Here is a 16,954-nt window from a genome sequence, read left to right as displayed (position 1 = left end):
AAGATTTTTCTTTCATTTGTAGCATATGAACGGACCTACCGATGGGACTAGTGCATCTGCTGAGATTTCGTTCAATTTAGCATTTTGTGCGAACACCTACAGTAGATTCATGGACGTGTTTTCTTGTGACTGTCCTCTTTAAAAAAATCTTCAAATAATTCAATTTCTAAGACATACAATAATAAGAAAGAGAATACCACAGCAATTGGGTTGGAAAAATCGGTCCATGTGTCACGTATTGCTAAGACACAAATAGTATATTAATGTGCTTGAAAAGGGTGATGAGTGATGGATCAAAAACGTCCGAACAACTCAGAAGAACTCCATTCGAAGAAAGAAAAATTAGTACTCTATAAAGAAATGCTGCATTCCTTAAAAAATGGAAGTTTGATCGACGACTACCTTCTTGCTAAACAAGAATCTCATGATTTTAAGTTTCAAACAGAAGGAGTTTTGAGGAAAATGGATAAGTACCATTATAATTCTGAGCAAAAGACGAAACAGCTTTTTGCTCAACTTCAATCCGTCACGGAAACGATAAACGGATTGAAAAAAGATATGACGTCCATCAAAGAAAAAATGGACCGGATCCAAGTCCATGAATTGATGGAAAAAATGAATCGTTTTATAGATGAACAAAGTATGGCCAAGAAAAAGGAAGAGCCAAGTGAGGTGGACCGTTTAAACCTGGAGATTCATCAACTGAAACAACTCGTCCAAACAACACATCAGCCCCAGGAAAATTTTTCTCCAATAATGGAGCCGCCGCAACAGTCAAAACAGCGCACATCGGAATATCGCAAATTGCAAAACATGTTGAAATCGGCCCGTGTCTCACAGCCACGGAATGATTATCAACCACCCATGAGCCACCAACCTTCTTATAATCCGTATCAACAAGGTTACCAGGGACCGTCACAAGGATTTCAGGGACCATCACAAGGCTTCCAGGCCCCATCACCATCTTTTTCAAAACAGTCAAGAGCTAAAGCTGGAAAATCGAAAACCTATGTCAACCCGCAGTTCGATTTGAATCAGCAAACGACTGTAAGAGCCAATTCAAAAAAAAACGATGAAAAATCCGCCCAAAATGAATTAAATGAAAAATCCGTCCAAAATGGATTAATGGAGGAAACAGAGGCACCAAAGAAAACCATTCAGTTTCAACTCATGCGGCCCGAATCTGCACAAATGGCCAAGCAAATGAGGATGGCTGACAACACCCCGTCGACCACCCAAGAAAATGCAGCCGATCAACCAAAAACTCCAGACAAAAAGGAATCAACGAATGACACAGCGCATGCAGCCTCCAATGAAGAAACAACGAAGAAAAAAGAGCGCTCCCTGTTTTCCTTATTCCAAAGGTGGAACAGTTAGATATGAAGATTTCCCCCACCCTATACCAGCAGATTATTTCTCACGGTGTCCAGGAACATCCTCATGAGGCGTGCGGATTAGTAGCAGGAGCAAAAGCATCGCGTGTAGAAAGCGTGTGGCCTCTTGCTAATGAACAAAAATATCGAAACCGGTATTTTATTAGCAAGAAGGTCGTCGAATCGACCATAAAGAAAGTAAATGAGCAAGGACAAAAGGTGCTGGGTATTTATCACTCTCACCCTACCACAGCACCCATTCCTTCCTCTAGAGATCTTTGGTACCATCCCGATGAACAAGTAAAAATGATTATTGTATCCTTTAAGACCCATCCTCCTGTCCTGAAGTGCTACACGATTCACTCCCATACTTATGATGAACACCCCTTTTTAATAGACCCTTCCCATTAGCCCTCCCCCTTTATTAGTAAGAGACTATAATACAGTATTAAGATTAAGGAGAGGTAGTCGTGAAAGCAAGAAAAGTGAAAAGACAAGTACAGTTTAATCAGCCTTTCAAAGGCTCTGATCATCCGATGGTCATAAACACGTCTTCGTCCGGTAAGGGGAATCGACCGATCAGACGTGGCGGCTGTTGTGGGAAAAAGCGAACCTAATTCACTCACCTCCAAATAGTTCCATATGGTTTTTAAAGCGTCACATATTATTGCTCCTTTTTTTCCCTTCAGGAGCCCGTCCATATAAAATAGCCCCTGGTCATTAGACCAGGGGCTCGCTGCGTTTAATCTTCCAATACGAGATTCTTTTCAAATCGACTGATATCTTTGTCTGCTCCGATTACGATGAGGACATCGCTTTCCTTAATTTCCTCCGTAGCCATTGGGGAAACGATGACATCCCTGTCACGCTTAATCGCCACGACGTTACAGCCGTATTCTGCACGAATATCAAGGTCCACAAGCGTCCTCCCCCCCATTTTATCTCCAGCTTTCACTTCCACGACACTGTGATCATCCGAGAGCTCGATATAATCGAGAATATTGTTGGAAATGATATTGTGAGCAATCCGTTTCCCCATATCACGCTCAGGGTGAACCACTTGATCGGCTCCAATTTTATTTAAAATTTTCTCATGATAATCATTTTGGGCTTTGACCGTAATCATTTTGAGTCCCATTTCCTTCAGAATTAACGTCGTTAACATGCTTGCCTGAATATTATCCCCGATAGCGACGATCACATGATCGATGTTACGGAAACCAAGCTCCTTCAAGACGCTTTCATCTGTGGAATCCGCAATGACGGCATGTGATGCAATATCCCGGTATTCGTTCACTTTATCCTCATCAAGGTCTAACGCCAGTACTTCCATACCCTCCCGGCTTAATTCCCGGCAAATACTGCCTCCAAACCGACCGAGTCCTATGACGGCGAAATCTTTTTTCATATGCCAACCTCCAACTGTCTCGCAAAATCTATGCTTATTCTACCACATAAAACAGGGAACAACTATGCCATCACGGATTAAAATGAAAGGTTCGTTTTCCACGCAATCTTTCGCTCTAAACTATAAAAATAGCCTGGAGAAAAGATTCTCCAAGCTTGTCCCATCATTTTTTGCCTTTTACATAGTCAGCGTCGAAGAGGAAGAGACGCATCAGTAATAGTAAGGATGGAATTAACAAGAGTAATCCCGCGATAAACGCAACAATCAGGGCAATCGCCATGGACTCATTTGTCACTCCGCTGGTGATCGTCACATACGGGTGTAACAAATACGGAAGATGAGAAGCCCCGTATCCGAAGAAAGCGACGAAAAATTGGACCATTACGGCCATAAAAGCCCAACCGTAATGTTTCCCCTGATACACGAGAAATACCGCAACCATAAAGAAACCGACGGAAATGCCAAAGACCCACCATAGATCCATCGCCCGTTGAAAGTGGTCCATGTTCTGTTGGCTAAGAGCAATGAAGGTCGTCAGACTGGCTATTATCGTCGGAGAACTCCAGAACAAAGCATATTTCCTCAAAAGCTCTAGGGCTGGTTGATCACCTGCTCGATGAGCATAATAGGTGAGGAACATGGCACTGATATACAGGACACTCACAATGGCCAGGAAAACAACACTCCAGGAATAAGGACTGGTGAACAACTCTCCATAAAGCAGTTGGACGCCTCCTGCTGTCTCTTTTATATAGCCTCCCTCTGAAATAGTCAGCGCAGTGGAAAGAGAAGCCGGAATAAGCAGACCTGTCGCCCCATATAAAAACATGTACAAGTGATTATCCTTGGATCCGTAGTTTTCAAACGCGTAGAAAGACCCACGGATAGCAAGAAGCACAATAGCAATACTGCCTGGAATCAGTAAAGACTGCCCGAAATAGTAGGCCATATCCGGAAAGAACCCGACAAGCCCGACAAAGAAGAAAACAAAGAATACATTGGTGACTTCCCACACAGGGGAGAGATATCGGGAGATCAGCTGATTCATCAAATGGTCCTTTTTCGTCAGTCGGGCATAATAAGCGAAAAATCCAGCCCCGAAATCTATGGACGCGATGATCAAATAGCCATAAAGGAAAATCCATAAAACTGTGATTCCCACTAATTCGTAACTCATACGTCCCCCTCCTTCTCAGCAGCGGTGGTCGGAGAATACCGGTGTTCCAACTCAACTTCAGCCGGTTTTCCTTTGAATATTTTCCGTAATGCCAAGAGACATCCGATGGCAAGTACAAGATAAACAGCAGCGAACAGGACAAACATCCAGAATACATAAGGGGAGGTTGTGGCGCCTTCTGCCACAGTCATGAACCCTCGTAAAATCCATGGCTGACGTCCAACCTCTGCATAAATCCATCCAAATTCAATCGCAAGCATCGTCAGCGGGCCTCCGAGAACGATTCCCCATAACAATAACGGGTGATGCTCATTCCACTTCTTCACTTTCGCGAAAAGGAGGAATAATAAGGAAAGACCTAAGGTGTAAATGCCGATACTGACCATCAAATCGAACATGTAATGAATCCAAAGCGGCGGCTGTTCCTCTTCTGGAGTCTCATTCAATCCTTCCACCTCTGCATTGAAATCTCCATGGGCAAGAAAACTTAATGCATTCGGAATCCGGATCGCGTTTTCGACTTCATTATTTTCATTGAGCTTCCCAAATACGACGAGGTCAGCGCCTTCTTCTGTTTCAAAGTGCCATTCCCCAGCGGCTAATTTTTCCGGTTGGTTCTCCGCGAGGAATTTTGCTGATAAATCGCCGGCGACCGCTGTTAAAATCGCAAAAATAAATGTCATAGTGACCGTGAGTTTCAACGCTTTCTTATGATAGAGCGATCCTTTTTTTATGAGAATCATAAAGGCTGCGATACCCGCGAGGATAGCAGCTGCCGTCAAATACGAAGATGAGATGACGTGAAATACTTTTGTCGGCGTGGCAGGGTTGAACATGGCTGCAAGTGGATCAACCGCTGTGAATCGTCCATCCTTCATTTCAAAACCTTGAGGAGTATTCATAAATGAGTTCACTGTCGTAATGAAAAACGCGGAAAGTGTCCCTCCAATAACTACCGGGATGGAAAGCAACCAATGATAAACAGGCTTCTTAAACCGGTCCCACGTATATAAATAAATGCCAAGAAAAATAGCTTCAAAGAAAAAAGCGAACGTCTCCATAAACAAGGGCAGGGCAATCACATTGCCGGCAAGCTGCATAAAGCTTGGCCATATGAGTGATAATTGCAGCCCGATGGCTGTCCCTGTTACCACCCCAACTGCCACGGTGATTGTATAGCCACGTGTCCACCGCCGGGCGAGAAGAGTATAATGGGGATCCTTTTTCTTTATTCCTATGAATTCTGCAACGGAAATGAGGACAGGAATCCCCACTCCAAGCGTCGCAAAAATTGCATGAAAGAGCAGCGTCATTGCTGTTAACGCACGGCTTAATTCAACGGTTTCAAAACCAAACATCTTTCTTCCCCCTAACTACAAATGGGTAAATCAATGATTTTAGTATAAAGTGTGAAAACGGTTCATAATCACTTAGTTGATGACGATTTTGTGACATCCTTCACAAACTAATGATTTGGTTTCATCTTAACGAATCTCCTCTTCGGTGTCGATTCTTCTGCCTATTTTCCTTCTACCCTGTGCAGGGGAATCATAACCCCTAAACCCTAAATCAAAGGGCCCATGGCTTCATATTTATTTGCTTAAAAAGAAGAAGACACCGGCAGCGCCGGTGTCTTCTTCCATTTTTATATAGCGTCAAGCATTTGGAACTGGGCTTTAACGAGATGGTAATACTCTCCTTCTTGGTCCATAAGTTCATCATGGGACCCCTGCTCCAAAATGCGTCCTTGTTCGAGAACAAATATATTATCAGCTTCTCTAATTGTAGAAAGCCGGTGAGCGATCATAATCGCCGTACGTCCTTTCAAAAGCTTCCGCAATGCCTGCTGGATTTTCAACTCTGTCTCCGTATCGATGCTTGCTGTTGCTTCATCCAGGATAAGGATGCGTGGATCAGCAAGGAGGGCTCGTGCAAAAGACAAAAGCTGCCGCTCTCCTGCGGATAAAATATTCCCCCGTTCTTCGACTTCTGTTTCGTAGCCGTTGTTTAGGCGTTGAATGAAATCATCCGCACCGACGACTTTCGCTGCTTCCATCACTTCTTCATCGGAAGCATCCGGACGGCCGAAACGGATGTTTTCCAAAATCGTCCCAGAGAAAATGAAAGTATCCTGAAGAACAACACTGATCTGCTGACGTACGCTGTCGATCGTGGCATCTTTCAAGTCGACCCCGTCGATCTTTACTGCTCCCTGAGTGGGATCGTAAAAACGGCTGATCAAATTAGCGATGGTCGATTTTCCGGAGCCGGTGTGACCAACAAGGGCAACTGTCTCTCCTTCCTTCATCTCCAGGTTGATATTGTGAAGAGCGATTCGTTTAGAGTCATAAGCGAATTGAACATTTTCAAATTCGATATGTCCTCTCATATCTCTTAAAGCCACCGCGTGTTCTTTTTCCTCCACGTTCGGTTGTTCATCGAGAAACTCAAAAATTCTTTCGGATGCTGCCATAGCCATGAGCAGCTGGTTATACATCATACCTAACCGGGAGATCGGCTCCCAGAACATGCCGAGGAAAAAGGCAAAAGAAACGAACGTACCGATTTGGATATCATTCTGCAAAATCAGGGATGCTCCGTAAGCGACAAGAATAACCGTTCCCACCGCATTACTCATTTCTACGAATGGCCGGAACATGGCACTTTTTCTTGAAGCCCTGTTCCAAGATTGGAAGTTATCGGTATTGACCCCGTCGAAATACTCCGTGTTCTCTTTTTCCTGAGAAAAGGATTGTGTAATCCGAATCCCCTGCAGGCTTTCATTCAAGTGTGAATTCAATTTGGATTGTTGGATTCGCACATCCTGCCAGGACCTGCGAATATTCCTGCGCAATTTAGTAGAAATATAGAACATGAGCGGCATAATGACAAGAATGGCAAGCGCCAACTTCGGACTAAGAGCGAAAAGAATGACGACAATTCCCGTCAGCATAACAATATCCATCAGTAGATTGATAATCCCGTTTGTAAACAATTCCTGCAGTGAATTGATATCATTCATAATTCGTACAAGAATGGAACCGGCTGACCTTGAGTCAAAAAACTTATGAGATAAGCGTTGGACATGTGAAAATAAGTGTTGCCTTAAATCATAAATCACATTTTGACCAAGAATGTTCACATATTTAATCCGCAGGGCATTTCCAATATAGCTTAATAAATACAGGATAGCGATCCCAACCACGAGTTGAATCAGCAGGTTCGTGTTAGCATTAGCGATCGCCACATCAATAGCTACTTTACCAATCAAAATGGGTACGACGAGCCGGACGATGGTCGAGATAAGCATCGCGACAATCGCTATAGGCAGCAGCCTTTTCGAATAAGGCTTTAAGTATTTAAGCAGTCTCCACATTTGTGACCAATTAAACGGCTTTTCAATCGCCTGATCCTGCGTATATTTAAAACGATTCAAGTGTGTGTTTGTCTCCGGTTCATATTTAGGTTTACGAGCCATTTCGTTCCCCCCCTTTTTTTATTATGAAATATGTGATGTGTTCATGATTTTCTCTTTATCCTGATACTGGATATCATAAATCCTTTGATAAGGGCCTCCGTTTATCAACAATTCTTCATGGCCCCCACGTTCTTTTACCGTACCGTTTTCGAGAACAATAATTTCATCCGCATGTTTTAATGAAGAAATTCGGTGGGCAATAATAAATGTCGTACGCCCTTTCATCACTTCCTGGAGCGCTTTTTGAATCTTAAATTCAGTTTCCATATCCACAGCGGAAGTGGCGTCATCCAAAACCAGTATGGCTGGATCGATAAGAATGGCACGCGCGATGGCAATTCTTTGTTTTTGACCGCCGGAGAGTCCCATTCCACGTTCTCCTAGCAGGGTGTCATACCCCTCAGGCATATCCATAATAAAATCGTGAGCCTGTGCTCGTTTCGCTGCATCCATGACGTCCTCAATCGTTGCACCCGGATTTCCGTAGGCAATGTTTTCTTTGATCGACGTTGAAAATAGAAAAGATTCCTGCAGGACAAATCCGATATTTTTGCGAAGGCTTTTTAGCCCATATTCCTGAACAGGGCGCCCATCGACAAGGACCTCCCCTTTTTCAGGTTCATAAAAACGCGTAATTAATTGAGTAATGCTCGTTTTACCTGAGCCCGTCGCTCCAATTAAACCGATTGTTTTCCCTGGAGGAGCATCAAAACGGATATCCTTGAGTGCAGAGTCATCATCTTCCACATAGGTTAAGGTAACATCATGGAAGGTGACATGACCGTTTAGACGATCTTGATGAACAGCTCCTTCTTTTTCCGTAATTTCTTCCGGAGCTTCCAGGATTTCAAGCAGCCGTTCTCCCGATGCTTTTGATTGAGAAAATAGGTTGATGACAAATCCGAAGTTCATCAACGGACCAAGAATATACCAGACTAAACTGAAAAAGGCGACAAGTTCACCGAGCTGCATGGAATGATTGACGACTAAATATCCGCCATATGCAAGTAAAGCAACGACCGACACGTTTCCGATGAATTCCATTAAAGGGAAATAACGCGACCAAATGTTGGATGTTGTAATGAATTTTGTCCGATAATCATTGCTTCGATCAGAAAAACGCCCAATCTCAAAGTCTTCTCTTGATAAAGATTTGACTGTATTCATACCGCTGATGTTCTCCTGAACGCGTGTGTTCAGTTTACCGAAAGACTTACGAATTTTACGGAATGCAGGATGGACTTTACGGTCGAATTTGTATACAACAAGCGCCAAAAAGGGCATGGCAGCCATCGTAACAAGGGCAAGCGGTACGGAGAAATAAAACATGACGCTCAAACTGATGACGATTAACAGAACGATTCGAATCAGTTCCGAAAACCCCATAGAAAGGAAAAAGCGAAATCCTTCGACGTCTGCGGTTAATCTGGACATCAAGTCCCCGGTTTTAGCGTTGTCATAGTAACGGAATGGTAAGCGTTGGAGTTTTTTGTACAGGACATCACGAAGGGTGTACACGGAACGGATTCCGAAAAAATCCCCTAGGTACTGGTGGAAATAGGTAGCGATTCCTTTGATGATCATGAGTGCGATAAATGCGACACAAATGTAGGGGATCAAGCTATACTCTTCAGCCAAGACCACATCGTCGATCGTCACCTTCAATACAACCGGGTACACGACCGTAATGAGTGTGACAAATAACAAGGAAAAGAGCGACCAGAAAAAATACTTCTTGTAAGGCCAATAAAATTGCTTAAGTTTTTTAAACGTATCCAAAGGTTTCCCTCCTTCTTATTTTTTAACGTAATTATAAATATATCGGGTATCGAAATAAATATCTACCTATTTGCTATAATTTTTCAAATTTTCTATCTAAAGGATGAATATTCCTCAGTCGAAAGGAGGAGAGCGGGAAGGATGGAAATCAGGATAAGAGCGTATAAAGCTATTATCCTCAAGCCAATATGTTTTCACTAGGCTCTCCTTTCATAAAAAAAGAACAACTTTTCCATTAATATGGAGGTTGTTCATTCGGTATGCTTTATTTTGGTTTGTTATAAAAGAACTACAAAAGCGAGAGACGTATTTTTTCGACAAAAATGGGCTATATCGGCGAAATTCGTTGAAATGACCTCCTCTTTTCCGCTATCCTAGTAAAGGAGATAAACATAGAAGTTGGAAAGGAGCCCCCTATGAATTTATTTGAAGAAGGATTAAACTTTGATTTTAATGTGCTCATTACAGGAGGATTAAAGATAATTGTCCTGTTGATTGCCTTCGCTATTATTAAACCACTTGGAAGCAAAGCGATCGAAGCAGCGATTAACCGGATGAGCCAACAGCGCAATATATCGGAAGGTCGGAACAAAACGCTGCAAAAACTCACGGTTAATATTTTTTCTTATGTCCTATTTTTCATACTGATAATGATGTTATTAAGTACCATCGGTATTGAAATCGGACCACTACTAGCAGGGGCTGGAATTGTAGGACTTGCCATCGGTTTCGGTGCCCAAGGTCTTGTTTCTGATATCGTTACAGGATTTTTCCTGCTCCTGGAAAGACAAATTGAGGTAGATGATTACATTACCGCTGGCGGCTATGACGGGGTTGTGGAAGAAGTCGGCATCCGTACGACAAAAATCCGTAGTTTTGACGGAACGTTGAACTTCGTTCCAAACCGTAACATTGTCGGTGTTGCCAACCATTCCCGTGGCAATATGCGCGCCCTTGTCGATATTGGGATCGGATATGATGAAAATATCGACGCAGCTATGGATGTATTACAAAAAGTGGCGGACGATTTCTCAGAAGATGAACGATTTGTTGAAGGGCCAAATGTCCTTGGTGTACAAAGCCTCGGTTCCTCTGATGTCGTCATTCGTATTCTCGGTAAAACGAAAAACATGGAGCAGTGGGCAGTCGAACGTGATTTAAGAAAAGCGATGAAAGAAGCGCTTGATGCCGCTGATATAGAAATTCCATTCCCTCATCAAGTCTTTATCCAAAAAGATGCGTAAATAGAGAAAGCCCGGCCTTAACGGCCGGGCTATTTTTTGGATTCATCTTTCCACATCTCTACTTTTTTTATTTGCCCTTTGACTAAATCAACAATTTTAAAGGAATAGCCTTCTCCCTGTACGACAGTCCCTTCCTTCGCCTCAAAGTCTCTTGTATAGATCCAACCAGAGATCGTGTCGATGTCATTATGGTTCAACTGAATATCAAAAAACTCATTAATATCCTGAATCGGCGTTTTTCCCTCAATTAAGAAATGACCGTTCTTTAATCGCTTGATGTCACGCTCCTCTTCCGCGTCAAATTCATCACGAATCTCGCCGACTATCTCTTCTAAAATATCCTCCACGGTCACAATCCCCGCTGTCCCCCCGTATTCATCGATCAGTACGGCCATATGGGTATGATTCTTCTGCATTTTTACAAGCAGATCATGAATCGGGATATTCTCAAACACTTTCATGACCGGACGTAAAAAAGGCCGGAGACTATTTTGTTGTTCGGCATCATCATACAGCAATTCTTTCATATGGATGATTCCAATAACCTTATCTTTGTCCCCTTCAATAATCGGGTACCGCGTATAGCGATTATGTTTCACTTCCCGGATGGCATTCGTGACAGAACGATGGACATCAATCACAGACATTTCTGTTCTTGGGATCATTATTTCTTTAGCCGTTCGATTATCAAACTCAAAGATCCGATCAACATACGTATATTCGGAGCGGTTAATTTCCCCTTTTTGATAACTTTTCGTTAAGATGTGACGCAATTCTTCTTCAGAGTGAACGTCATCTGACTCCTTTGCTGTTTGAAAACCCAGCATGCGGACGATTACATTAGCCGATCCATTTAAGAGCCAGATCAGTGGATACATCACCTTGCTGTACAACATTAGGGGGTTAGATAGAAACAATGTAATCTTTTCTGCTTTTTGGATCGCCATCGTTTTGGGAGCCAGCTCGCCGAGGACCACATGAAGAAAGGTGATGACAAAGAAAGCCAACACAAAAGAGAGAGTATGAGTCACACCTTCAGGTAAAGCGACTCGATCTAGTACCGGTCTTACTAACACTTCAAGCGTGGGTTCGCCTAACCAGCCTAATCCAAGAGCGGTGATGGTAATCCCGAGCTGGCATGCACTCAAATAATAATCGAGATCATTCAATATGCGCATCGCATTTTCGGCTTTTTTCTCACCTTCTGCTGCTCTCGCCTCAAACCTTGTTTTTCTTACTTTTACAATAGCGAATTCACTGGCAACGAAAAAGGCCGTCAAAAGGATTAAAACGGCTACAGCGATTAATTTGATGGTCGTCTCCATAGAAGCCACTCCTTACAAAAAAAAGAAGGAGGCTTTCCGCTCCTTCATTCAGCTATCTACTATTGTTTACCGTAACGTTGAACCTATTCTTACTTAAAGCTCGCGCAATCCCTTTTCAACCAGATCGACCCCAACAACCAAGGCGTCTTCCTCAGGTTTCAGGGACGCTTGATGCAGACCAGCTTCGGAGTCCACTCCAAGCCAGAACATAAAGCCGGGAATTTCTTTCAACATGTAACCAAAGTCTTCCCCTGTCATCGCCATCTTTGCTTCCTGATAGGAGTAAGGGCTGTCTTCCACGATCTTTTCGAATCGCTCCACTTGTTTGGCATCATTGTACACTTGGTGGTAGTTGGAACCGTAGTCGATCGTGATTCCACAGTCATTGGCAATCTCAAAGCCGCGGGCGACTTTCTCAATTTCTCCTTTCACCTTCTCCATGGCTTCTGGAGATAAGGTGCGGATCGTGCCTTCCAGTCTGGCTGCCTGAGCAATAATATTCTGAACCGTCCCAGCCTCTATTTTGCCGACGGTAATGACCGCACTGTCTAATGGATCCACCCTGCGGGCAACGATCTGCTGTAAGTGGGAGACAAAAGCACTCGCGGTCACGACCATATCATGAGTTAAATGCGGGAACGCCGCATGCCCGCCCACTCCTTTAAAATCGATAAAAAGTTCACTCGTATTGGCAAACAGCAATCCCGGCTTGGATGATACCGTCCCCACAGGAAGTTCCGGAGCCACATGCAAACCGAAAATGACATCTGGGCGGAATTGCTCCATCTGTGCAGACTGAAGCATGGGTTCCGCTCCTCCAGGTCCCTCTTCTGCCGGTTGAAAAATAAAGACAATATGATCTTCAACAGGACTTTCCGCCAGGCGTGCTAAAGCACCGAGAGCAATAGTCATATGGAAATCGTGCCCGCACGCGTGCATCAGACCTTCGTGTACCGAGCGAAATTGATATCCAGTTTCCTCCGTGAGGGGCAGTCCATCAATATCTGCCCGGTAACCGATGGTTTTACCACCGACACTGCCTTTCACATGAACAAAAATCCCTGTTTTCCATGTTTCAACGGTTAAGGAGCTCTGAGGCAGTGTTTCGATAAAATCAAGTAAATACTTTTGTGTTTCATATTCCTTGAATCCGAGTTCAGGAATTTGGTGTAACGCTCTTCTCACCTTGATGAGTTGTTCTTGTTCCATCATAGGTCCTCCCTATACGAAAGGCCCTGCTCCAAGAGCAAGGCCTTGTAATGATAAAAAAATGGCATGAAGTGATCAGTTATCCAACTTACGAAGTTCCTGTTTAATCTCAGTCTTGGACTTCGTTTGATCGTCAATGTTTTTGATAACTTTAGCTGGTGTTCCGGCAACTAAAGTGTTTGCTGGAACATCTTCGGTCACGATTGAACCTGCCGCAACAACCGCACCTTCACCGACAGTCACGCCTTCAAGAACCACGGCGTTCGCTCCAATGACGACACCATCTTCAATGACGACCGGTTTAGCAGAAGGAGGTTCAATGACACCCGCCAGCACAGCACCTGCTCCAATGTGACAGTTCTTACCGACGGTCGCGCGTCCTCCCAGCACAACATTCATATCAATCATTGTACCTTCTCCTACAACAGAACCAATATTGATCATTGCACCAAGCATGATGACAGCCCCATCACCGATTTCTACCTGGTCACGGATGATAGCCCCCGGTTCAATCCTTGCATTCACTTTTTTCAGATCAAGCAAAGGAATAGCTGAATTACGACGGTCATTTTCAAGGACGTAGTCTTCAATTTGATCTTGATACTTTTCCAGAAGCGGCTGAATGACTTTCCATTCACCGAAAATGACACCGGACTGTCCAGAAATGAAGTCCTGAACCTGCTCGCCAAAGTCGATTTGATCCAAGTTTTCACCTTTGACGTAAACTTTGACTGGTGTTGATTTTTCACTATTTGAAATGAAAGAAATAATTTCATTTGCGTCCATTTGGTTCATTATGAATTCCTCCTTCTATGTATCTTTCATCCTTTACTTTATCAAAGTAACCCCAAGTTTATCAATCTTCTTTTTTCGGAATTTGCAGAATTAGTAGGAAACTAATAATGGCGAGCACCAAAAGACCATTGTAGACAAGATGTAATCCAGATGTAAGTCCGTCCTGTAATACGTGGAGGGCCTCATGACCCAGCTCGTTCCTAGTCTCTTCTCTAAGTAAAGCATTAGCAGAGTCCACACTAAAGGAATCAGGCAGTCCAGACGCTTCGACAGCACCAGCGACTTGGCTGTTTAAAATCCCACCAAGCAATGCCGCACCAAGCGCACTGCCAATCGTACGCATAAACATATTGGTAGCCGTTGCGATGCCCCGTTTCTGCCAGCTTACACTGTTTTGAATCGATACAATGAATGATGTCGAGGAAAGGCCCATCCCAATTCCTATGAATAACGAACCCATGGCCGCAAACCAAGGACCCTTCTCAGGGCTTAATAAAGAAAAAATCAGAGCACCGATGATGAGGGAAACACCTCCGAGAACAGCCGTCGGCCGGAAACCGATTTTTAATATGAGCCGCCCGGCAATGGTTGCGGCAATCGGCCATCCAATCGACATCGTCGTCAGGGTAAACCCTGCAACTGTTGCCGATTGCTCCATCACTCCCTGCACAAAAGCAGGCAGATAGCTGCTCACCCCGATTAAAATCATCCCTGTTGTTAAGGAGGTTAAATTGGCATAGCGGATCGACCGTATATGCCATAAGTCCATTGGCATCATTGGGTCATCCGTTTTCCTTTCGTGCTGAAAGAATACAATAGCTCCTGTGAACGCCACAACGATCATGGATACCATCGTCCACGAATCCCAATCAATGCCGACTCCACCTTCAACCAGGATGATCATGACTGTACTGACTGTGATCACCACCCATGCTGATCCTGCAATATCGACACTGCGCTTTTCTTTGGACACGTCTTCTTTAAAAAAGAAAATAATACCGAATAACGCCAACAATCCAAGCGGAATGTTCATCCAAAAGACATAGGGCCAATCGAGAACATCCACAAAAAAACCGCCGAGGGCAGGCCCAGTTACGGCGGAGATCCCCCAGACACTAGAAAGATATCCCTGGATTTTCGCCCGTTCTTCTTTTGTATAAATGTCCCCGACGATCGTGGTTGCTATCGGCATAAGTGCCCCTGCACCAAGCCCCTGCACCAGCCTTGCTGCAATTAATACTTTCATCGAAGGGGCAAGCGCGCAAATAACCGCCCCCACAAGAAACAGACTGATTCCGAATAGAAATACCGGCTTTCTGCCAAACACATCCGATAACCGGCCAAACAAGAGTACGGTCGCTGCATTTGTCAGTAAATAAGCGGAAAAAACCCAGCTGTATAAACTGAAACCGCCAAGGTCAGCTACGATACTCGGCATTGCTGTAGAGACAATGGTCGCTTCGATAGCAGCCAGAAACATACTAAGCATAATCGAAGCAAGCACAAGTCCCCGTTTTTGTTGTTTTCCCTGCATATGTATCTACACCTTCATTAGACAAAAATAGATGACATCCTCGATGTCATCTATTTTACCATAGTCTGTTTATTCATTTGCTTCTATCATTGTATTTGAATGTCTCGTGATAATGCTTGCTGAATTGTTTAAGAATCGTCCGGCGGGTGACAATGCCGTCAAATTCTCCCTCTTCATTCGTCACACAGACGAACGGAAAATCAATGAGCTTGTGCATGGCGTCAATCATGTTATCACCAGGTTGTAAACACGGCACTTCATTATCCATCACTTCTTTTACTGTCATCTCAGACAGTCGATTCAACTCAAATTCCTCAATTCCCAACGTTTCTTCTAAAATCTTCGTTTTACTAATGACTCCTTGAAATTGATACGTAGGATCTAAGACAGGAACAGCTGAATAGCCGGACTTGACCAGCACTAACAGCGCATGTTCCAGCGGGTTTTCAATTTGTACGTGTGCTACTTTCTCAGATGGAATCATAAGTTCTGAAACGAGCGGGATCCTTAATGCTTCTTTTTCTAAACTTATCATGTTCTTATTCACTCCTCTTTTTTCGAACATTGAAGGAGCAGAAAGAGACGCTCTTTGGACCAATACATATTCTATCATAATTTCACTCTCATAACGAACGCAATTTCCGACAATTCTCTCTCTAGCCTAACTTCCGAATTTCCTTTACCCCCATCCTTATTTGGGTTAAACCACTTTTTAGCGAATCATTCTTTATTTATGATTAGTAGAGGCGTATAATGGGGATCATTAACTAAAACATTGGAGATGAATCATTTGCTCACCCATACATTTTCAAAGCGCGAAGAAATCGCGAATGCCATCACCCATGGGATTGGCGCCATTCTTAGTATCGCCATGCTTGTTCTGCTCATCCTATTCGCAAGTTTCAATGGCAACCCCTGGCATATCACGAGTGTGACCATTTACGGGGTTACGATGCTGCTGTTATATGTATCTTCCACTCTTGTACACAGTTTTCCTCCTGGAAAAGCTAAAGATTTGTTTGAGATTTTTGACCATTCTTCCATTTACTTATTTATTGCGGGGACCTATACACCTATATTGCTCATTCCATTACGAGGTACACTGGGATGGACGCTGTTTGGTATCGTATGGGGAATAGCGGTACTCGGGATTGTGTTCAAAGTGTTCTTTGTTAAAAAGTTTGTCGTCATGTCCACCATTTTTTATGTGCTAATGGGGTGGTTAATTGTCCTGGCATGGGCGCCATTGACCGCTCAAGTGCCGGCCGCAGGCATCACTTACCTTGTGGTTGGCGGGGTTATGTATTCGATTGGGTCGATTTTTTATGTGTGGCGAAGTTTTAAGTATCACCATATGGTCTGGCATTTGTTTGTGCTGGGAGGATCGATTCTTCACTTTTTCTCTATTTTCTTCTATATTATTGGATAAACCCACGAACCGTAGTTCCCTCTGCGGTTCTTTTCTTTGTCTTAACTATCCTGCATTGATACCACAAGGGAGCCCCTCTTCCATAAATACCTTGAGAGCGAATCCTCAGGGAGGATCATCCGGGGGGTGATCCGTCCAGGCAAAAGAAAACGAACGCTTTCCCACTTCCCCTTAAGTGCCATTCAGATAAATAAAACCCATAT

15 protein-coding genes are annotated in these 16,954 nt (G+C 43.7%); 5 read left to right on the top strand and 10 right to left on the bottom strand.

Features of this window, described 5'->3' with window-relative positions; translation table 11 throughout:
• Positions 1-288 precede the first annotated feature (288 nt).
• The 3 genes from BLW54_RS07845 to BLW54_RS20680 are packed head-to-tail and all read left to right on the top strand — an operon-like array spanning position 289 to position 1,990.
• Complete coding sequence (locus BLW54_RS07845; protein ID WP_035505660.1) at positions 289-1,377, top strand: hypothetical protein; 1,089 nt, start codon at positions 289-291, stop codon at positions 1,375-1,377.
• Between the two features lie 2 nt (positions 1,378-1,379).
• Positions 1,380-1,784, top strand: a complete 405-nt coding sequence (locus tag BLW54_RS07840) for a M67 family metallopeptidase (RefSeq protein ID WP_074733849.1) — start codon at positions 1,380-1,382, stop codon at positions 1,782-1,784.
• A gap of 59 nt (positions 1,785-1,843) precedes the next feature.
• Positions 1,844-1,990 (top strand): hypothetical protein, encoded by a 147-nt coding sequence (locus tag BLW54_RS20680; protein WP_155996960.1) that lies wholly within the window; start codon positions 1,844-1,846, stop codon positions 1,988-1,990.
• Positions 1,991-2,115: 125 nt separating this feature from the next.
• Here the strand turns inward: BLW54_RS20680 and BLW54_RS07830 are convergent, their stop codons facing one another.
• From BLW54_RS07830 to BLW54_RS07810, 5 genes are all read right to left on the bottom strand, one after another.
• Positions 2,116-2,781 (bottom strand): potassium channel family protein, encoded by a 666-nt coding sequence (locus BLW54_RS07830; protein WP_035505663.1) that lies wholly within the window; start codon positions 2,779-2,781, stop codon positions 2,116-2,118.
• 163 nt (positions 2,782-2,944) lie between these two features.
• Positions 2,945-3,958 (bottom strand): cytochrome d ubiquinol oxidase subunit II, encoded by a 1,014-nt coding sequence (locus tag BLW54_RS07825; RefSeq protein ID WP_074733845.1) that lies wholly within the window; start codon positions 3,956-3,958, stop codon positions 2,945-2,947.
• The gene (locus BLW54_RS07820) at positions 3,955-5,316 is read right to left on the bottom strand and encodes a cytochrome ubiquinol oxidase subunit I (RefSeq protein WP_074733843.1); all 1,362 of its coding nucleotides are present in this window, start codon (positions 5,314-5,316) and stop codon (positions 3,955-3,957) included. Before BLW54_RS07820 ends, BLW54_RS07825 begins: the two co-directional genes overlap by 4 nt.
• A gap of 287 nt (positions 5,317-5,603) precedes the next feature.
• The gene (locus BLW54_RS07815) at positions 5,604-7,436 is read right to left on the bottom strand and encodes an ABC transporter ATP-binding protein (protein WP_035505670.1); all 1,833 of its coding nucleotides are present in this window, start codon (positions 7,434-7,436) and stop codon (positions 5,604-5,606) included.
• A 21-nt stretch (positions 7,437-7,457) separates the two neighbouring features.
• Positions 7,458-9,215, bottom strand: a complete 1,758-nt coding sequence (locus tag BLW54_RS07810) for an ABC transporter ATP-binding protein (protein WP_074733841.1) — start codon at positions 9,213-9,215, stop codon at positions 7,458-7,460.
• 416 nt (positions 9,216-9,631) lie between these two features.
• Between BLW54_RS07810 and BLW54_RS07805 the strand changes: the two genes are divergently transcribed.
• Positions 9,632-10,459, top strand: a complete 828-nt coding sequence (locus BLW54_RS07805; RefSeq protein ID WP_074733839.1) for a mechanosensitive ion channel family protein — start codon at positions 9,632-9,634, stop codon at positions 10,457-10,459.
• A 29-nt stretch (positions 10,460-10,488) separates the two neighbouring features.
• Here the strand turns inward: BLW54_RS07805 and BLW54_RS07800 are convergent, their stop codons facing one another.
• The 5 genes from BLW54_RS07800 to cbpB form a co-directional block, all read right to left on the bottom strand.
• The gene (locus BLW54_RS07800) at positions 10,489-11,784 is read right to left on the bottom strand and encodes a hemolysin family protein (protein WP_074733837.1); all 1,296 of its coding nucleotides are present in this window, start codon (positions 11,782-11,784) and stop codon (positions 10,489-10,491) included.
• A 93-nt stretch (positions 11,785-11,877) separates the two neighbouring features.
• Positions 11,878-12,993: an N-acetyldiaminopimelate deacetylase gene (locus BLW54_RS07795; RefSeq protein ID WP_035505679.1), complete on the bottom strand. Its 1,116-nt coding sequence runs from the start codon at positions 12,991-12,993 to the stop codon at positions 11,878-11,880.
• A gap of 75 nt (positions 12,994-13,068) precedes the next feature.
• A complete protein-coding gene (gene dapD, locus BLW54_RS07790; protein ID WP_035505682.1) occupies positions 13,069-13,788 on the bottom strand; it encodes a 2,3,4,5-tetrahydropyridine-2,6-dicarboxylate N-acetyltransferase in 720 nt (239 codons plus the stop codon).
• A gap of 61 nt (positions 13,789-13,849) precedes the next feature.
• Positions 13,850-15,322 carry an MDR family MFS transporter gene (locus BLW54_RS07785; RefSeq protein WP_074733835.1) on the bottom strand — a complete coding sequence of 491 codons (1,473 nt, stop codon included), beginning with the start codon at positions 15,320-15,322 and terminating at the stop codon, positions 13,850-13,852.
• A 73-nt stretch (positions 15,323-15,395) separates the two neighbouring features.
• On the bottom strand, positions 15,396-15,857 hold the full coding sequence (gene cbpB / locus BLW54_RS07780) for a cyclic-di-AMP-binding protein CbpB (protein WP_074734124.1): 462 nt from the start codon (positions 15,855-15,857) through the stop codon (positions 15,396-15,398).
• 255 nt (positions 15,858-16,112) lie between these two features.
• On the opposite strand from cbpB, the gene trhA reads away from it, so the two are divergent.
• Positions 16,113-16,751 (top strand): PAQR family membrane homeostasis protein TrhA, encoded by a 639-nt coding sequence (trhA, locus tag BLW54_RS07775; protein WP_244153496.1) that lies wholly within the window; start codon positions 16,113-16,115, stop codon positions 16,749-16,751.
• The last annotated feature ends 203 nt before the right edge of the window (positions 16,752-16,954 follow it).

Origin of the sequence: Halobacillus karajensis, assembly GCF_900108515.1 — a bacterium.
Taxonomy (GTDB): Bacteria; Bacillota; Bacilli; order Bacillales; family Halobacillaceae; genus Halobacillus; species Halobacillus karajensis.
The sequence above is the reverse complement of the archived record's forward strand: the minus strand, read 5'-3'. Positions and strand labels throughout refer to the sequence as shown.